Source organism: Vibrio chanodichtyis (assembly GCF_028863985.1).
GTDB lineage: Bacteria > Pseudomonadota > Gammaproteobacteria > Enterobacterales > Vibrionaceae > Vibrio > Vibrio chanodichtyis.
Map to the genome: position 1 here is coordinate 266,523 of NZ_JARBFT010000003.1, position 15,808 is coordinate 282,330.

General features: G+C 47.2%; 12 protein-coding genes and 1 pseudogene. 6 read left to right on the plus strand and 7 right to left on the minus strand.

Going from position 1 to position 15,808, the window contains the following annotated elements:
- Positions 1-120 precede the first annotated feature (120 nt).
- Positions 121-1,767, plus strand: a complete 1,647-nt coding sequence (panP, locus tag PUN32_RS04855) for a pyridoxal-dependent aspartate 1-decarboxylase PanP (RefSeq protein WP_274722031.1) — start codon at positions 121-123, stop codon at positions 1,765-1,767.
- 311 nt (positions 1,768-2,078) lie between these two features.
- Positions 2,079-2,948: a MurR/RpiR family transcriptional regulator gene (locus PUN32_RS04860; RefSeq protein WP_166013183.1), complete on the plus strand. Its 870-nt coding sequence runs from the start codon at positions 2,079-2,081 to the stop codon at positions 2,946-2,948.
- A gap of 76 nt (positions 2,949-3,024) precedes the next feature.
- Here PUN32_RS04860 and PUN32_RS04865 read toward each other — a convergent pair.
- Positions 3,025-4,267 (minus strand): annotated as a pseudogene (locus PUN32_RS04865) (iron-containing alcohol dehydrogenase).
- 304 nt (positions 4,268-4,571) lie between these two features.
- Here PUN32_RS04865 and PUN32_RS04870 point away from each other — a divergent pair.
- Entirely contained in the window at positions 4,572-4,835 is a 264-nt protein-coding gene (locus PUN32_RS04870) for a GrxA family glutaredoxin (RefSeq protein ID WP_000498418.1), read from the plus strand.
- Between the two features lie 201 nt (positions 4,836-5,036).
- A complete protein-coding gene (locus PUN32_RS04875; RefSeq protein ID WP_274722035.1) occupies positions 5,037-6,713 on the plus strand; it encodes an aspartate:alanine antiporter in 1,677 nt (558 codons plus the stop codon).
- 118 nt (positions 6,714-6,831) lie between these two features.
- Here the strand turns inward: PUN32_RS04875 and clpA are convergent, their stop codons facing one another.
- Complete coding sequence (clpA, locus tag PUN32_RS04880) at positions 6,832-9,099, minus strand: ATP-dependent Clp protease ATP-binding subunit ClpA (RefSeq protein ID WP_274722036.1); 2,268 nt, start codon at positions 9,097-9,099, stop codon at positions 6,832-6,834.
- A gap of 35 nt (positions 9,100-9,134) precedes the next feature.
- Positions 9,135-9,455, minus strand: a complete 321-nt coding sequence (clpS, locus tag PUN32_RS04885; protein WP_274722037.1) for an ATP-dependent Clp protease adapter ClpS — start codon at positions 9,453-9,455, stop codon at positions 9,135-9,137.
- 473 nt (positions 9,456-9,928) lie between these two features.
- Between clpS and cspD the strand changes: the two genes are divergently transcribed.
- Positions 9,929-10,150, plus strand: coding sequence for a cold shock domain-containing protein CspD (gene cspD / locus PUN32_RS04890; RefSeq protein WP_166013188.1), 222 nt, complete (start codon positions 9,929-9,931; stop codon positions 10,148-10,150).
- Between the two features lie 115 nt (positions 10,151-10,265).
- Here cspD and PUN32_RS04895 read toward each other — a convergent pair whose 3' ends face one another.
- The gene (locus PUN32_RS04895) at positions 10,266-12,494 is read right to left on the minus strand and encodes an NADP-dependent isocitrate dehydrogenase (protein ID WP_274722039.1); all 2,229 of its coding nucleotides are present in this window, start codon (positions 12,492-12,494) and stop codon (positions 10,266-10,268) included.
- 323 nt (positions 12,495-12,817) lie between these two features.
- On the opposite strand from PUN32_RS04895, the gene rluE reads away from it, so the two are divergent.
- Positions 12,818-13,531 carry a 23S rRNA pseudouridine(2457) synthase RluE gene (gene rluE / locus PUN32_RS04900; protein WP_274722040.1) on the plus strand — a complete coding sequence of 238 codons (714 nt, stop codon included), beginning with the start codon at positions 12,818-12,820 and terminating at the stop codon, positions 13,529-13,531.
- 131 nt (positions 13,532-13,662) lie between these two features.
- Here the strand turns inward: rluE and hisIE are convergent, their stop codons facing one another.
- From hisIE to hisA, 3 genes are read right to left on the minus strand one after another with little or no spacing between them, the layout of a single operon-like run.
- Positions 13,663-14,295 carry a bifunctional phosphoribosyl-AMP cyclohydrolase/phosphoribosyl-ATP diphosphatase HisIE gene (gene hisIE / locus PUN32_RS04905; protein WP_274722041.1) on the minus strand — a complete coding sequence of 211 codons (633 nt, stop codon included), beginning with the start codon at positions 14,293-14,295 and terminating at the stop codon, positions 13,663-13,665.
- Positions 14,292-15,065, minus strand: coding sequence for an imidazole glycerol phosphate synthase subunit HisF (gene hisF, locus PUN32_RS04910; protein WP_274722042.1), 774 nt, complete (start codon positions 15,063-15,065; stop codon positions 14,292-14,294). Before hisF ends, hisIE begins: the two co-directional genes overlap by 4 nt.
- Positions 15,047-15,784 (minus strand): 1-(5-phosphoribosyl)-5-[(5-phosphoribosylamino)methylideneamino]imidazole-4-carboxamide isomerase, encoded by a 738-nt coding sequence (hisA, locus tag PUN32_RS04915; protein WP_274722043.1) that lies wholly within the window; start codon positions 15,782-15,784, stop codon positions 15,047-15,049. Before hisA ends, hisF begins: the two co-directional genes overlap by 19 nt.
- Positions 15,785-15,808 lie beyond the last annotated feature (24 nt).

A 15,808-nucleotide genomic window follows, 5' to 3' on the forward strand; every position in this document is an offset into this window, starting at 1 on the left:
TTTAGCTGGCACCTAGCATCCATGCAATCAAGGCTTTCCGAATTAAGACGGGACATTGTCACCATTTTGAATTAAATTGTCGCGCCTAATGCTCATCAACTCAAATATCCACGACGCTGTATGGTATCAGAACAAAAAACTGCGCAAGTCAACTTCGATTCCCTGCTCAAGATCTTCACCGTGCCTGAAGGTCCGGATTCGACATTAACCCAAATTGATGAAGAGCTATCGCGCAACTTAAACGATTTCTTGCGCAGACACATTGTCGCTGAAGAAAAACCGCTCAAAGAGATTGAGAAAGATTTTTCTAACCCGTGCATTCCTGAACAGCCGCAATTCGTTTCCGATCATACCCAACATTTACTCGATCGCTTGGTATCGCACTCGGTGCACACCGCTTCACCAAGTTTTATCGGTCATATGACCTCGGCACTACCCTATTTCTTGATGCCGCTGTCAAAAATCATGATCGCACTCAACCAAAATCTGGTCAAAATTGAAACGTCTAAAGCTTTTACGCCCTTAGAGCGGCAAGTGTTAGGCATGATCCATCGTTTGATTTACGGGCAAAGCGACCATTTTTATCAGCAATGGATGCACAGTGCCCAGCACTCGCTCGGTGCATTTTGTTCAGGTGGAACCATTGCCAATATTACCGCGCTTTGGGTAGCGCGTAATAATGCACTCAAAGCCAATGGCGATTTCCCTGGGGTTGAAAAAGCCGGCCTATTTAAAGCGATGCAGCACTATGGCTATCAAGGTTTAGCCATTTTGGTTTCCGAGCGTGGCCACTATTCATTGAAGAAAGCCGCCGATGTACTTGGGATTGGTCAAGAAGGGCTGGTAGCGGTGAAAACCGATGCCAATAACCGGATCTGTCCACTCGATTTACAGCACAAACTTGCCGAACTGCGCACACGTAACATAAAAGTCTTTGCGGTGGTCGGTGTTGCTGGCAGTACGGAAACCGGCAGTATTGATCCACTGCGAGCGATTGCCCAAATTTGCCAACAAGAGCAGATCCATTTCCATATTGATGCGGCTTGGGGCGGAGCAACGTTAATGTCCCATCGCTATCGTGCTCTGTTAGATGGGATTGAACTGGCCGATTCGGTCACCATTGATGCGCATAAACAGCTCTATATTCCGATGGGCGCAGGCATGGTGTTATTTAAAGATCAGCACGCCATGCGTTCAATTGAGCACCATGCGCAGTACATTTTGCGGCAAGGTTCGAAAGACTTGGGTAGCCATACCTTAGAGGGCTCTCGCTCGGGAATGGCCATGCTGGTCTACGCAAGCATGCACATTATTAGCCGCCCAGGGTTTGAGCTCTTAATCGATCAAAGCATACAAAAAGCGCGCTATTTTGCTGATTTAATTGAGGCACAAGCCGATTTTGAGTTGGTGTCTCAACCAGAATTGTGCCTGTTAACTTACCGCTATGTTCCAGCACAGGTACGAAGTGCGCTCACCCAATCACAAGGGTCACAACGGGCACAACTGAATGAATTAATTAATGAACTCACTAAATTTATTCAGAAAAAACAACGCGAAACCGGCAAGTCATTCGTATCGAGAACTCAGTTAAATCCACATCAGTGGGATAAACTGGCGACAATCGTATTTCGAGTGGTACTCGCCAACCCGCTGACTACTCAAGAAATTTTACATAGTGTATTAGAGGAACAGCGCGAAATTGCCCAACAAGCACCGAAGTTAATGCAACAACTTACCGAGCTAGCGGCACGCATTGTCAACCACTAACATCCTGACCAAGAGTGACTAAAAACCGAAATAAACTTTCAGATTGTGGTCACTCTTGGTGCAATCAGCGCCAAGAAATCGCCAATATGACGGAAGCTGGCCATCAAATGTGTAGTTTTTATAAAATTTAATTGAGGCGGGTCATATTCTTACTGTCTTAATGAGAGTTTCATTTCTGCTTCTGTGGTGCTTGGGTTTATACTCTGGCAATTGGCGTTGGTGGGTTCATCATATGGAAACCATTGATTTATCACCGGTTGTTTCCAGCCACACCCTAACCGACGAGTTGTGCTCTAGCCTGCGTGAACACTATGAATACATTAGAAAAAATTCAAAAAAATCTGGAAAATTTCAGCAAGTCAGAGCGTAAGGTTGCTGAAGTGATTATGGCATCACCACAAACGGCGATTCATTCCAGCATCGCTACGCTAGCGAAAATGGCAGACGTCAGTGAACCCACCGTCAACCGTTTTTGCCGCCGCTTAGATACCAAAGGTTTTCCGGACTTTAAATTGCATTTAGCCCAGAGCCTAGCCAACGGTACGCCCTATGTGAACCGTAATGTAGAAGAAGATGATGGCCCAGACGCTTATACGCATAAGATTTTCGAGTCGACCATGGCATGTCTCGATGTCGCCAAAAATAGTCTCGACCCGCTCCAAATTAATCGTGCGGTTGACCTGTTAACTCAAGCCAAACGTATCTCTTTTTTTGGTTTGGGGGCTTCCTCCGCTGTCGCGCGCGATGCTCAAAATAAATTCATCCGCTTTAATATCCCAATTAGCTGTTTTGAAGATATCGTGATGCAGCGCATGAGCTGTATTAACTGCACCGATAACGATGTGATTGTGCTGATTTCACATACCGGGCGCACCAAAAGCCAAGTTGAAATTGCTAATCTGGCGCGTGAAAATGGTGCAACGGTGATTGCCATTACTGCGAAAGATTCACCACTCGACCAAGCCAGTTCATTATCGATTTGCTTGGATGTTCCGGAAGATACAGACGTGTACATGCCAATGGCAAGCCGCGTGGTCCAAATGACCGTGATTGATGTACTGGCAACCGGTTTCACTCTACGCCGTGGTTCCGGTTTTCGAGAAAATCTTAAGCGGGTCAAAGAAGTGTTAAAAGACTCGCGCTACGATAAATTGCCACCTTACTTTAACCCAAGTCATTAATGGCAAGAGGTATCACAACGGAGCCTAATGGCTCCGTTGTCGTATCAAGTATTGGGCTCCCCGAATCATTCACCCATCAATACCATCCACTCAACCGGTTATTCTTGCTGCAACAAATGGGATATTTTTGCAGTGCCGACAGCCTGAATCACGGGCAAATCCTGCGGATAACAAGCACACACTTGCTGCAGAATATGCGTCAAGCGTTGTACGGTAAGTGGCATCGGATTGCCTTTAATGGAGGTCGATTTGAGCGCATCCGTCGCCACCCGTTCAAATGAGGTGGTGCATACGCCAAAATCGGTCAAGTTGGGGATGCTCAATTTTTCTAGCATCATATTAACCCACAAAATACTGTCTTCGACTCCGGCATTTTTACGCCCGGTTAAAATACGCGAAATGGTTTGATAGCGTTGCAAAATATCACTGCGCCCAGCCTCTCGGGCAACTTGAATATTTTCACGCATCACAATCGGCGCTAACCGTGCAGTGATCACGCTATGGGGAGCCTCTAATTTCCCCCCTAACGCGGCGGCTAGTCCATGTGCTGCACCTAATTTGGCATTGGTAGAAGCCATACCACCTAACATGGCAGCAAAAGATAAATCACTGCGCGCCTTTTTATCATCCCGCAAACACGCTGGAATTATCGAGCGACTTAAGCGACGCAGCCCTTCTTCACAAATCATATCGGTCAACGGATTAGACTGACCACATACATAAGCTTCCATCACATGGGTAAAAGCATCCAATGCTCCACGCCCTGAAATCAGCCGATCAGTGCCATAAGTCAACGTGGGATCGATAATCGCCACATCGGCTAACATATCTGGGCTGCGTAAGCTGACTTTAACCCGATCCTGCGCCGATCGGAGTACTGCATTGCGCGTCACCTCAGAGCCAGAGCTGGCAGTGGTAGGTATCGCAATAAAAGGCAGCGGCTTAGCTTTGAGCGGAACACTGCGTCCCACCACCTCCACATAATCATACACATTGCCTTGATTAGGAATGACCGCAGCAACCGCTTTACCCATATCCAGCACACTACCACCGCCAATCGCAACTACCATATCTGGATTAAAACGGCGACCTAGCAGCGCCGTCTCTTCCACCATAGTGATATTCGGTTCACCCGTTACCTGTACATGCTGATAACGCAGTTTTTGCTGCTGTAAATAGGCCACGATCGCTGCATAACGTTGAGGGTTTTTGCCTGAAATGAGTAGCACACTGTAGCCATACTGACTAATGATCGACAGAGCGTTGTCTAACGACCCTTCACCGAAAATGATCCGTGTCGCGGTCATAAATTGAAACATGCAGCCTCCAAGCTCTCTGATACATCATCAACCACTAGCTTGCCCGCAAAGTGGCTAAATTTGTTTGACCCAGTACAACTTGCCAAAATTAACCACAAAAAAATCAAGGCTTATTGCACCATCTCACACCTAAATATAGTCGTTTCAATCTATTCCATTATAATTGCGAGCAAAAAAATCGAACAGTAAAGCGAATGACTGGCCATTTCATCGTTTTTAGCTATTGAATAAAGAGAAAAAAACACACTTTATTTCCCACATCGGATCGGGCATAGTACGCGCAAATAAAATGAGGGAGAAAGTTATGTTTGTGGTCATTTTTGGTCGTCCTGGTTGTCCTTACTGTGTTCGCGCGAAAGAACATGCTGAAACGCTCAAAGCAAAGCGTGATGATTTTAACTACCGTTATGTTGATATCCACGCCGAAGGTATTACCAAAGCAGATTTGGAAAAAACCATTGGTAAACCTGTAGAAACCGTTCCACAAATCTTCATTGATGAGCAACACATTGGTGGTTGCACCGATTTTGAAGCTTACGCTAAAGAAAATCTTGGCCTGTTTGACTAAGCTAATCTAGTTGCTAATAAGCCTGCTCATTTGCAGGCTTTTTATTAACCGGAGCATACAAAATCTCTGTCTTATTTTTAGCGATTAGATGGTGATTCCGACCCATAAATGCAAAAATTCACTTATCTTTTTATATTATTCAGCTACAATTCCCCCAATTTTATTCTTTCCTCTCTTGCCACACGTAAATTGAGTTAAATCGTGAATATCGATGTCGTTTTATTGCTAGAGCAAAATCCTATTTTGCTGATTTTTGTGGTCTTGGCGATTGGTCTCTCGTTCGGAAAAATCCGTTTTGGTAGTTTTCAATTGGGCAATTCCATCGGCGTATTGATCACCTCCTTGATCATGGGCCACCTTGGTTTTGCCTTTACGCCTGAGGCATTAACCATCGGTTTTATGCTCTTTATCTACTGTGTCGGTATTGAAGCCGGCCCCAATTTCTTTGGCATTTTCTTTCGTGATGGTAAGCACTACCTAATCCTAAGTTTGGTGGTGTTGATCACCGCCACATCGATTGCCTATTTTGGTGGCTATTATCTCAACCTTGGCTACGGGCTAGCGGCGGGTATGATGGCCGGTGCGCTAACGTCAACCCCTGTGCTAGTTGGTGCACAAGATGCTTTAAATTCAGGGTTGGCCTCCGTGCCACGACAGATGGATCTCTCGTTGGTGCTGGATAATGTCTCGGTCGGCTATGCGATGGCGTATTTAATTGGCCTGATCAGTATGATCATGTTTGCTAAGCTGCTGCCTAAATTACAAAAACAAAACCTCTCTGATTCTGCGCAACAAATTGCGCAAGAGCGCGGTCTTGGTAGCCAACGTAAAGTCTATCTACCGATTATTCGCGCTTATCGAGTCGGACCAGAGCTGATCGATTGGATTGATGGACGTAACTTGCGTGAATTAGGCATCTATCGTCAAACCGGTTGTTATATTGAGCGCATTCGTCGTCACGGCATTTTAGCCCACCCCGATGGTGATGCAATTTTGCAAGAAGGTGATGAAATTGCACTGGTAGGTTTCCCAGATAGCCATGCACGACTCGATCCTAGCTTTCGTAACGGTAAAGAGGTCTTTGACCGTAACCTACTCGACCTGCGTATCTCGGAAGAGGAGATCGTGGTAAAAAGTGACAGTATCGCCGGTAAGCGGCTCTCCGATCTGAACCTTTCTGAATATGGCTGTTTCCTCAACCGAGTGGTACGGGCACAAATTGAAATGCCGATGGATCTTGATATTGTGCTCGCCAAAGGTGATGTGCTGCAGGTCAGTGGCGAAAAAAGCAAAGTCAAAGGACTCGCCGATAAGATCGGCTTTATCTCCGTCCATAGCCAAATGGCGGATCTCATTGCTTTTTGTAGCTTTTTTATTCTGGGCATTCTGTTCGGATTGATCACGATGACCTTCGGCCAAGTCTCTTTCAGCCTAGGTAATGCGGTAGGACTGTTGCTATCTGGTATCACCTTAGGCTTTTTGCGCGCCAACCACCCGACTTTTGGTTATGTACCACAAGGGGCACTCAATATGGTCAAAGACTTAGGCTTAGCGATTTTTATGGTCGGAATTGGCCTCAGTGCGGGTAGCAAAATGTTCCAACACCTTTCTGAGGTCGGGGTACAAGTGATTGGTCTGGCATTCTTAGTCAGCGTCGTACCCGTAGTGTTTGCTTATTTAGTCGGGGCATACCTGCTAAAGATGAACCGAGCTTTACTGTTTGGTGCCATTATTGGAGCTCGCACTTGTGCACCAGCGATGGATATTGTCAATGAATATGCCAAATCAACCATTCCGGCACTCGGTTATGCAGGAACCTACGCCATCGCCAATATTTTAATGACCCTGACTGGAACAATTTTTATCTTGCTCAACTAAATACCAAGCATATTCAGCACTGCGATCACGTTATTAACCAGCTTGCATGATTAAAAAGGCACCTTACGGTGCCTTTATGTTATTGAGTGTGTGATATTGCGTGAGGTCGTTGATTGGGTTAGTGAACCACTTCTTTACGAGTGGCGAAATATTCGAACGATAACCGCTCACTACTCAAGGTGACTTTGACGGTACCACCATCAACTAAGCAGCCAAACAACAACTCATTAGCCAATGGTTTTTTCAGTTGCTCTTGGATCACTCGCGCCATCGGACGTGCACCCATCTCACGATCATAGCCTTTGTTGGCTAACCAGTGACGCGCATCTTCTGAGACTTCTAGAGAAACACCCCGTCCATCTAACTGGGCTTGCAGCTCCACGATAAACTTATCAACCACTTGATGGATCACTCGCTCATCAAGACGATTAAACCAGATGATGTGATCCAGTCGGTTACGAAACTCAGGGGTGAAAACCTTTTTGATTTCCGCCATCGCATCATGGCTATTATCTTGCTGGATCAAACCAATTGATTTTTTGACCGTTTCCGCTACCCCAGCGTTCGTGGTCATCACTAAAATCACATTACGGAAATCCGCCTTACGACCATTGTTATCGGTCAGCGTACCGTTATCCATAACTTGCAATAACAAATTAAAAATATCGGGGTGAGCTTTTTCGATTTCATCGAGTAACACGACCGAATGAGGATGTTTAATCACCGCATCGGTCAGCAAACCACCTTGGTCATAACCAACATAGCCAGGAGGCGCACCAATCAAACGACTCACCGAGTGACGTTCACCATACTCCGACATATCAAAGCGCAGCAACTCAATTCCGAGCACTTTAGAAAGCTGCAATGTGACTTCGGTTTTGCCCACCCCTGTAGGACCAGCAAATAGGAATGAACCGACCGGTTTGTGTTCTGCCCCTAAACCGGCGCGAGTCAATTTAATCGCCTCGGTCAATACATCAATCGCAGGATCTTGGCCAAACACCAACATCTTCATTCTTTGATCAAGATGTTTGAGGATATCTTTATCAGAAGAGGAAACCGATTTCTCCGGGATCCGCGCCATTTTCGCGACCATAGTCTCAATATCAGTCACACCGATCGTCTTTTTACGCCGACTGGCCGGCATTAAACGCGCACGCGCTCCCGCTTCATCAATCACGTCAATCGCTTTATCCGGCAGATGGCGTTCATTAATGTATTTAGCGGAAAGCTCAACCGCAGCACGTAAAGCTTTGTTGGTGTAACGAACATCATGGTGAGCTTCATATTTGCTTTTCAAGCCCATCAAAATTTTAGTCGTGTCATCCAGTGAAGGCTCGACCACATCGATTTTTTGGAAGCGGCGCGAAAGAGCACGCTCTTTGTCAAAAATATTATTGTACTCTTGATAGGTAGTTGAACCGATACAGCGCAACTTACCGCTACTGAGCAGAGGCTTGATTAGATTGGCGGCATCCACTTGACCACCAGACGCCGCCCCCGCGCCAATAATAGTATGAATTTCATCGATAAACAGAATCGCATCTTGCTCTTTTTCAAGCTGTTTAAGGATCGATTTAAAGCGTTTCTCAAAATCGCCACGATATTTGGTTCCCGCGAGCAGCGAGCCAATATCGAGCGAGTAAATCACGCTGTGTTGGATCACTTCCGGTACATTACCTTCAACAATGCGCCATGCCAGACCTTCAGCTATCGCGGTTTTTCCCACCCCTGCCTCGCCAACCAATAATGGGTTATTTTTACGGCGACGGCATAGGACTTGAATGGTACGTTCCAGCTCTTGATCTCGCCCAATCAACGGATCAATCTGACCTTGTTTGGCTAATAGATTAAGATTGGTCGCAAAGCTCTCCAAACGTTCATCCGCACTGAGTTCTTCTGAACTGTCACTGCCAACCGAATCCCCAGAAGAATCTTCGTTATGGTTCGAGGCTTTGCTTATGCCATGAGAGATAAAATTGACAATATCCAAGCGGCTAATGTCATTTTTTTTCAGTAAATACGCTGCATGTGACTCTTGTTCACTAAAAATTGCGACCAAGACATTAGCGCCGGTCACTTCACTGCGCCCGGAAGATTGGACATGAAATACCGCCCGTTGTAATACACGTTGGAAACTTAAGGTCGGTTGTGTTTCACGAGTCTCATCATTTTTAGGGATCAATGGTGTGGTTTGATCAATAAAGGTATCCAACTCGCGGCGTAAGATGTCAATATCGGCCTGACACGCTAGCAGGGCCTCTCGCGCAGCATCATTTTCCAACAATGCCAGTAGGAGGTGCTCAACGGTCATAAATTCATGTCTTTTATTGCGAGCCCGAGCAAACGCGCTGTTCAAACTCGACTCTAATTCTTTGTTAAGCATACAGCCTCCTTAACCCACAATCACAAAACACAAGCTTAAGCTTGCTCCATCGTGCATAAGAGCGGGTGCTCATTTTCCCTTGCATATAGAGTAACTTGAGCCACTTTGGTCTCTGCCACTTCCGCAGTAAATGTGCCACAGATGGCTTTCCCCTGGTAATGCACTTGCAGCATGATTTGCGTCGCCCGATCGATATCCATGCCGAAAAACCGCTCAAGTATTTCAATTACAAAGTCCATCGGCGTGTAGTCATCGTTGTTTAATACTACGTGATACATAGATGGCGGCTTGATGGCCGTTTTTTCTTGCTCCAGTAAATCAAAGTCTGGAGAGACCCATTCAAAATTTTTACTCATGATCATTCAATATATTAGGACTGCTCACCGACAATTTCACACTGAAGTGCGCTAAGCCAAGTCAGTTTAACACTGAGCATGATCTTAACCCTCTGCAGTGAATTTCAGCTCTTCTTTAGAGACTAATCTAGCAATGGTAACGCTGCAAATAAAACATAGCGAATGGTGATCTGCACAAGGGCGACTGCTTACTTTCCCACCACCGATATCCATTGGATAAACATGCTTGGTATCCGTGGTAAATGACAAATTTATATAACTTACCCTTAAAAAATTGAGCTTTCATATCAAACTGTGTGCTTTTTATACGTTTATGCTATTGACTGCGCTCTATCATCGTCTAAATTGGTCAATTAGTGACTAAGTTTCAGCATCGGCTGAATCGCTATTCACTTTGAGAACTCACCAACGTCACATGACAACATGGGTTTTCTTTTCAACATCAGTTAGATAATGCATGAGGGATGTATAGCATGGCGACAGGTACAGTAAAATGGTTCAATAATGCCAAAGGCTTCGGTTTTATTTGCCCAGAAGGTGAAGACGGAGATATTTTCGCTCATTACTCAACCATTCAAATGGACGGATACCGTACACTCAAAGCCGGTCAACAAGTTTCTTATCAAGTGGAACAAGGTCCGAAGGGGTACCACGCCAGTTGCGTGATGCCGGTTGAAGGCCAAGCGACCAAATAGCGATAATCAGCACCACGGTTTGCAATACGCAAAGCGGCAATAACCATTTAATCATAAGACAAACCCGCCAATCTTGGCGGGTTTGGTTTAACGAAAGCTTAGTACCATGTCGCCATCACTTGCGATCAATTATCGCGTTGAAAGTGGCACTTGGGCGCATCAACGCTGCAGCTTGGCTAAACTCAGGGGCATAATAGCCGCCAAGATCACCAGGCTTGCCTTGCACACCATTCAGCTCGGCCACGATTTTAGCCTCTTGTTCAAACAGTTGCTTGGCGATAGGGGCAAACTCTGCGGCTAATTCTGCATCCTGTTGCTGCTCTGCCAGCGCTTGTGCCCAATAGGTTGCCAGATAAAAATGACTACCACGGTTATCGATTTGACCCACACGCCGTGCCGGTGATTTATCCATATCTAGGAACTTGCCAGTGGCTTTATCGAGTGTCTCTGCTAGCACTTGTGCTTTACGATTGCCGGTCACCACACTCAAATGCTCCAACGATGCCGCTAACGCCAAAAATTCGCCGAGCGAATCCCAACGTAGATAATTCTCTTTTTGAACTTGCTGAACATGCTTCGGTGCCGAGCCACCCGCACCAGTCTCAAACAATCCACCACCATTCATCAGTGGCACTATCGATAACATTTTTGCCGACGTGCCAAGCTCAAGGATCGGAAACAGATCGGTGAGATAATCACGCAGCACGTTACCCGTCACCGAAATAGTATCTTGTCCGGCCTTGATTCGCTGCAGTGAGTATTGAGTTGCTTCAACGGGCGAGAGGATCTTGATTTGCAAACCTGTGGTATCGTGCTTGGGTAGATATTGCTGCACTTTTTTGATCAATTGCACATCATGTGCCCGCGCCGGATCAAGCCAGAAGACTGCGGGAGTATTTGACGCGCGAGCACGAGTGACCGCCAGTTTCACCCAGTCTTGAATTGGCGCATCTTTGACCTGACACATGCGAAAGATATCGCCCGCTGCTACGGATTGTTCCAACAGCACTTTACCCGCTTGGTCAATCACACGCACCACACCTTCAGCCTCAATAATAAAGGTCTTATCGTGTGAGCCATACTCTTCCGCTTGTTGTGCCATCAAACCAACATTGGGCACACTGCCCATCGTAGCTGGGTCAAACGCACCGTGTTGTTTACAAAAATCAATCACGGTTTGGTAAACACCCGCGTAGCAACGATCAGGAATGGTCGCTTTGGTATCTTTTGGCTTACCATCGGGCCCCCACATTTGCCCAGAAGTGCGGATCATCGCAGGCATCGAGGCATCCACAATCACATCACTGGGTACATGCAGGTTAGTGATACCGCGGTCTGAATCGACCATAGCAAGCGCCGGTTGAGTGGCGTACACTGCTTGAATCGCCGCTTCAATCTCTGCGCGTTGCGCTGCTGGCAACGATTGAATTTTTGCGTACACATCACCCAAACCGTTGTTAACATCAACTCCCAGCTGCTCAAACAGCGGGCCATATTGATCAAAAACCGCTTTGTAGTATACCTTCACCGCATAGCCGAAGATCACCGGATCCGAGACTTTCATCATGGTCGCTTTCATATGCAATGAGAACAGCACATCTTGTGCTTTGGCATCCGCGATCTCTTTTTCAAAGAACGAAATGAGCGCTTGTTTGCTCATCACACTGGTATCAATGATCTCTTGATCTTGCAGTGCAAAGGGCTTTTTCAGCACTTTCACCGCGCCGTCTTTACCCACCAATTCAATCGCGACTTTAGTTGCGCCGCTCACAGTCAGCGATTTCTCGCTGGCAAAAAAATCTCGCTCGCTCATGCTCGCCACATGGGATTTCGAATCCTGACGCCAAGCCCCCATCGAGTGTGGGTTCTTCTTGGCATAGTTCTTCACCGATGCTGGCGCACGGCGATCAGAATTCCCCTCACGCAGCACTGGGTTTACCGCACTGCCCTTGATCTTGTCATAGGTTGCTTTAATCGTTGCTTGTGCAGGGTTGCTGGGCTCTTCTGGATAATTGGGTAGCGCGTAGCCTTTCTCTTGCAGCTCTTTAATCGCGGCTTTGAGCTGTGGCAGCGAGGCAGAAATATTCGGCAGCTTAATGATGTTAGCTTCAGGCATCTGCGCGAGCTGACCAAGTTCAGTTAATGCATCACCAACCCGCTGAGCCTCGGTCAAATATTCAGGGAAATTAGCCAGAATACGGCCGGCTAACGAAATATCTCTCGTAGCAATATTAATGCCTGATGATGCGGTAAATGATTGAATAATTGGTAGTAATGAATAAGTCGCTAGCGCTGGAGCTTCATCAGTAACGGTGTAAATAATGGTAGGCTTATTAGTTGGCATGAACTTTCCCTATCTGTTCTAACAGCGTCATGGGATGCCATGACCCTGTGTAACTGTCGGCACTTAAGTGGGCAACATCCCCCGCCTAAGTACGATCTTTTCCTAAGTACTCTCTTGTCACTCTTACAAATCTGCTGCTTAAATCGCGTTGCGCCGCTTGCGAGCTCGTCCTTGAGTGAGGTTATTTATAATTAAACAAATTACGGCCAATAGTCTATTATCTTGTGCGCTAAACCTTTCTCAGGCGCGCAAATGATAGCTGAACTTGTGCCCTGCGAAAAACTTTCAATACATTTTATCGACATTTTTACAAGGTGCTTAACATGCCCTCGCACACCTCCCGTGATGCCGCGCTCGCTACCGCCAAAACTAAAGCGCATTTTAAGCGTTCTGCAACCCCAAAAACGGCTCGTGCTCACAGTGGCTCTCATCGCAAGCGCACGCCCAGCCAGCCGCCTGTCACGACGCGTTCCACTTCGCATCCAATGACGGCGGCGGCGCGCAAGGTTATTTTGTTTAATAAACCGTATGATACCTTAAGCCAATTCACTGATGGTGATGGCAGAACCACGTTAGCGGATTATATTCCGATTAAAGAGGTCTACGCCGCAGGACGGTTGGATCGCGATAGTGAAGGGCTACTGATTTTAACCAATGATGGAATTTTGCAGGCCAGATTGACTCAGCCGCAATCCAAAGCGCCCAAAACCTATTGGGTACAAGTCGAAGGCGCGCCACAAGAGAGCGACCTTGAGGCCTTGCGCCGCGGCGTGATCTTAAAAGATGGCCCGACTTTGCCGGCCAAAGTCGAAATCATCCCCGAACCCACATTGTGGCCGCGTAATCCTCCGGTACGTTTTCGCGCGGCGATCCCCACGACTTGGTTAGCTATTACCTTGATCGAAGGACGTAATCGCCAAGTTCGCCGTATGACCGCGCACATCGGTTTTCCAACCCTACGTTTGATTCGTTACGCGATGGGCGATTGGAATTTAGGTGATTTACAACCCGGTGAATGGCGTGAAATGACGCTTTAACACTCTGACTTCTACCCGATATAGCCCAACGGCTTAGCGTTGCAACCAACACCTCGGCAGCTTCAAGTCGGAAGGGAATAACGCCCCAATAATGGGGCGTTATTGTTGAGTTGGATAGACTCTTCTACCAATTACTTATGCCGTTGTTTAAGCTTATTGATCACATCATTGATGGCTAAGCCTTGATCTTGCAGCAATACCAGTAAGTGATAGATCAAATCGGCAGATTCACCAATCAGCTCCTCTTGATCACCAGCGGTGGCGGCCAACGCAACTTCAACCCCTTCTTCACCCACTTTTTGCGCGATACGTTTAGTGCCACTCGCATATAACGAGGCAGTGTAAGAGGAACTAGGGTCGGCATGTTTACGCTCAGCCAGTAACGCTTCAAGCTGATGAAGCCAAACCATTTGTGACTCCTCCTGCGCATCGCTATCCCAACAGGTCACGCTACCAGTGTGGCAGGTTGGCCCTATTGGGTTCACTTTGACCAGTAACGTATCTTGGTCACAGTCCAGCGCGATATTTTTCAGTTGCAACACATGGCCCGAGGTTTCACCTTTGGTCCACAAACGCTGTTTACTGCGCGAGAAAAAAGTCACTTGCTCTGTTTCAAGGGTTTTTTGTAACGCTTCAGGGTTCATATACCCCAGCATTAACACTTGGCTGGACTGAAAATCCTGCACAATCGCAGGCACCAGTCCATCGACTTTCTGCCAGTCAATACGCTCGCTTAGCGTGGCAAATGGGCTTGCTGGAGTCATCGTCTCACCTCAATTCTTTGTTGTTGTAGATACTGCTTGAGTTCACCGATATTGATGATCTGCTTGTGAAAAACCGAAGCGGCTAAAGCGCCATCGACGTTGGCTTGGGTAAAGGCTTGCGCAAAATGTTCCATCGCCCCTGCACCACCAGAAGCGATTAACGGCACGCGGCATACTGAGCGGACTAAATTAAGTTGCTGCAGATCATAGCCATTACGCACACCATCTTGGTTCATCATATTAAGGACAATTTCCCCCGCGCCACGCTGTTGCACCTCTTGCACCCAATCGCAAGTTTGCCACTGGGTGGCACGAGTGCGACTTTCGTCACCGGTAAACTGATAGACCTGATATTGGCCTGTCTCTTTATCAAAATAAGAGTCGATGCCCACTACGATGCACTGCACGCCAAAACGGTCGGCAAGATCGGTGATCAGTTGTGGATTCGCCAGTGCGGGCGAGTTAATCGAGACTTTATCCGCGCCAAATTCCAAGATCCGCGCCGCATCTTGCGCCGATTTGATCCCCCCTGCGACACAAAAAGGAATGTCGATCACTTCCGCCACGCGTGCGACCCAGCTTTTATCCACCACTCGACCATCACTGGATGCGGTAATATCATAAAACACCAGCTCATCCGCGCCTTCTTCGGCGTAACGCTTGGCCAGCGGCACAATGTCTCCAATAATTTCGTGGTTACGAAACTGAACACCTTTCACCACCTGTCCATCGCGCACATCCAGACAAGGTATTATCCGTTTTGCCAACATGCGAATGCCTCCTGCGCAGTAAATTTCCCATCCAATAGCGCGCGACCGACAATCACCCCCGCAACACCTGTGCCCTTGAGTGCCTCAATATCGGCCAGTGAACCAATACCACCGGAGGATTGAAATTGCACTTGTGGATATTGACGACAGAGATCGCTATACAGCTCCACGTTCGAGCCGGCTAGCGTGCCATCTCGGGAAATATCAGTACACAGTACGTGCTGTAAACCGACCGTTAAGTAATCATCAAGCAAAGCTTCGATCGTCACGCCGGAATCTTCCTGCCAGCCGGAAATGGCCACTTTGCGCGCACCCTGCGCATCAATATTGATATCCAAGGCTAAAACAATTTTCGCTGCGCCGTATTTTTCCATCCAGTTTTTGACTAATTGCGGCTGTTTAACCGCGGTAGAGCCCACCACCACACGCTGCGCACCGGCTTCCAGCAGATCCAGCACATCTTGTTCGCTGCGAACTCCACCACCAATTTGGATATTGGCCGGTGTGCTGGCAAGTAGGCGAGCAATCAAATCCAGTTGACGCACTGTGGTATTTTTTGCGCCTGTTAGATCCACCAAGTGCAGCCAATCTGCTCCAGCTTGGTGGTACAAATTAAACTGCTCGGCGGGATCTACTTTATATTCGGTCACTTGTCCGTAATCACCTTGATACAGACGCACCACCTGACCTTCAATCAAATCTAATGCGGGAATAATCATTGGGGTTCCTTGTATTGCGCCAAC

Excerpts from the sequence above, each read along its gene's own strand:
- panP (WP_274722031.1), top strand. The coding sequence starts at position 121 with ATGGTATCAGAACAAAAAACTGCGCAAGTCAACTTCGATTCCCTGCTC.
- PUN32_RS04860 (WP_166013183.1), top strand. The coding sequence starts at position 2,079 with ATGAATACATTAGAAAAAATTCAAAAAAATCTGGAAAATTTCAGCAAG.
- PUN32_RS04870 (WP_000498418.1), top strand. The coding sequence starts at position 4,572 with ATGTTTGTGGTCATTTTTGGTCGTCCTGGTTGTCCTTACTGTGTTCGC.
- clpA (WP_274722036.1), bottom strand. The coding sequence starts at position 9,099 with ATGCTTAACAAAGAATTAGAGTCGAGTTTGAACAGCGCGTTTGCTCGG.
- clpS (WP_274722037.1), bottom strand. The coding sequence starts at position 9,455 with ATGAGTAAAAATTTTGAATGGGTCTCTCCAGACTTTGATTTACTGGAG.
- cspD (WP_166013188.1), top strand. The coding sequence starts at position 9,929 with ATGGCGACAGGTACAGTAAAATGGTTCAATAATGCCAAAGGCTTCGGT.
- PUN32_RS04895 (WP_274722039.1), bottom strand. The coding sequence starts at position 12,494 with ATGCCAACTAATAAGCCTACCATTATTTACACCGTTACTGATGAAGCT.
- rluE (WP_274722040.1), top strand. The coding sequence starts at position 12,818 with ATGCCCTCGCACACCTCCCGTGATGCCGCGCTCGCTACCGCCAAAACT.
- hisIE (WP_274722041.1), bottom strand. The coding sequence starts at position 14,295 with ATGACTCCAGCAAGCCCATTTGCCACGCTAAGCGAGCGTATTGACTGG.
- hisF (WP_274722042.1), bottom strand. The coding sequence starts at position 15,065 with ATGTTGGCAAAACGGATAATACCTTGTCTGGATGTGCGCGATGGACAG.
- hisA (WP_274722043.1), bottom strand. The coding sequence starts at position 15,784 with ATGATTATTCCCGCATTAGATTTGATTGAAGGTCAGGTGGTGCGTCTG.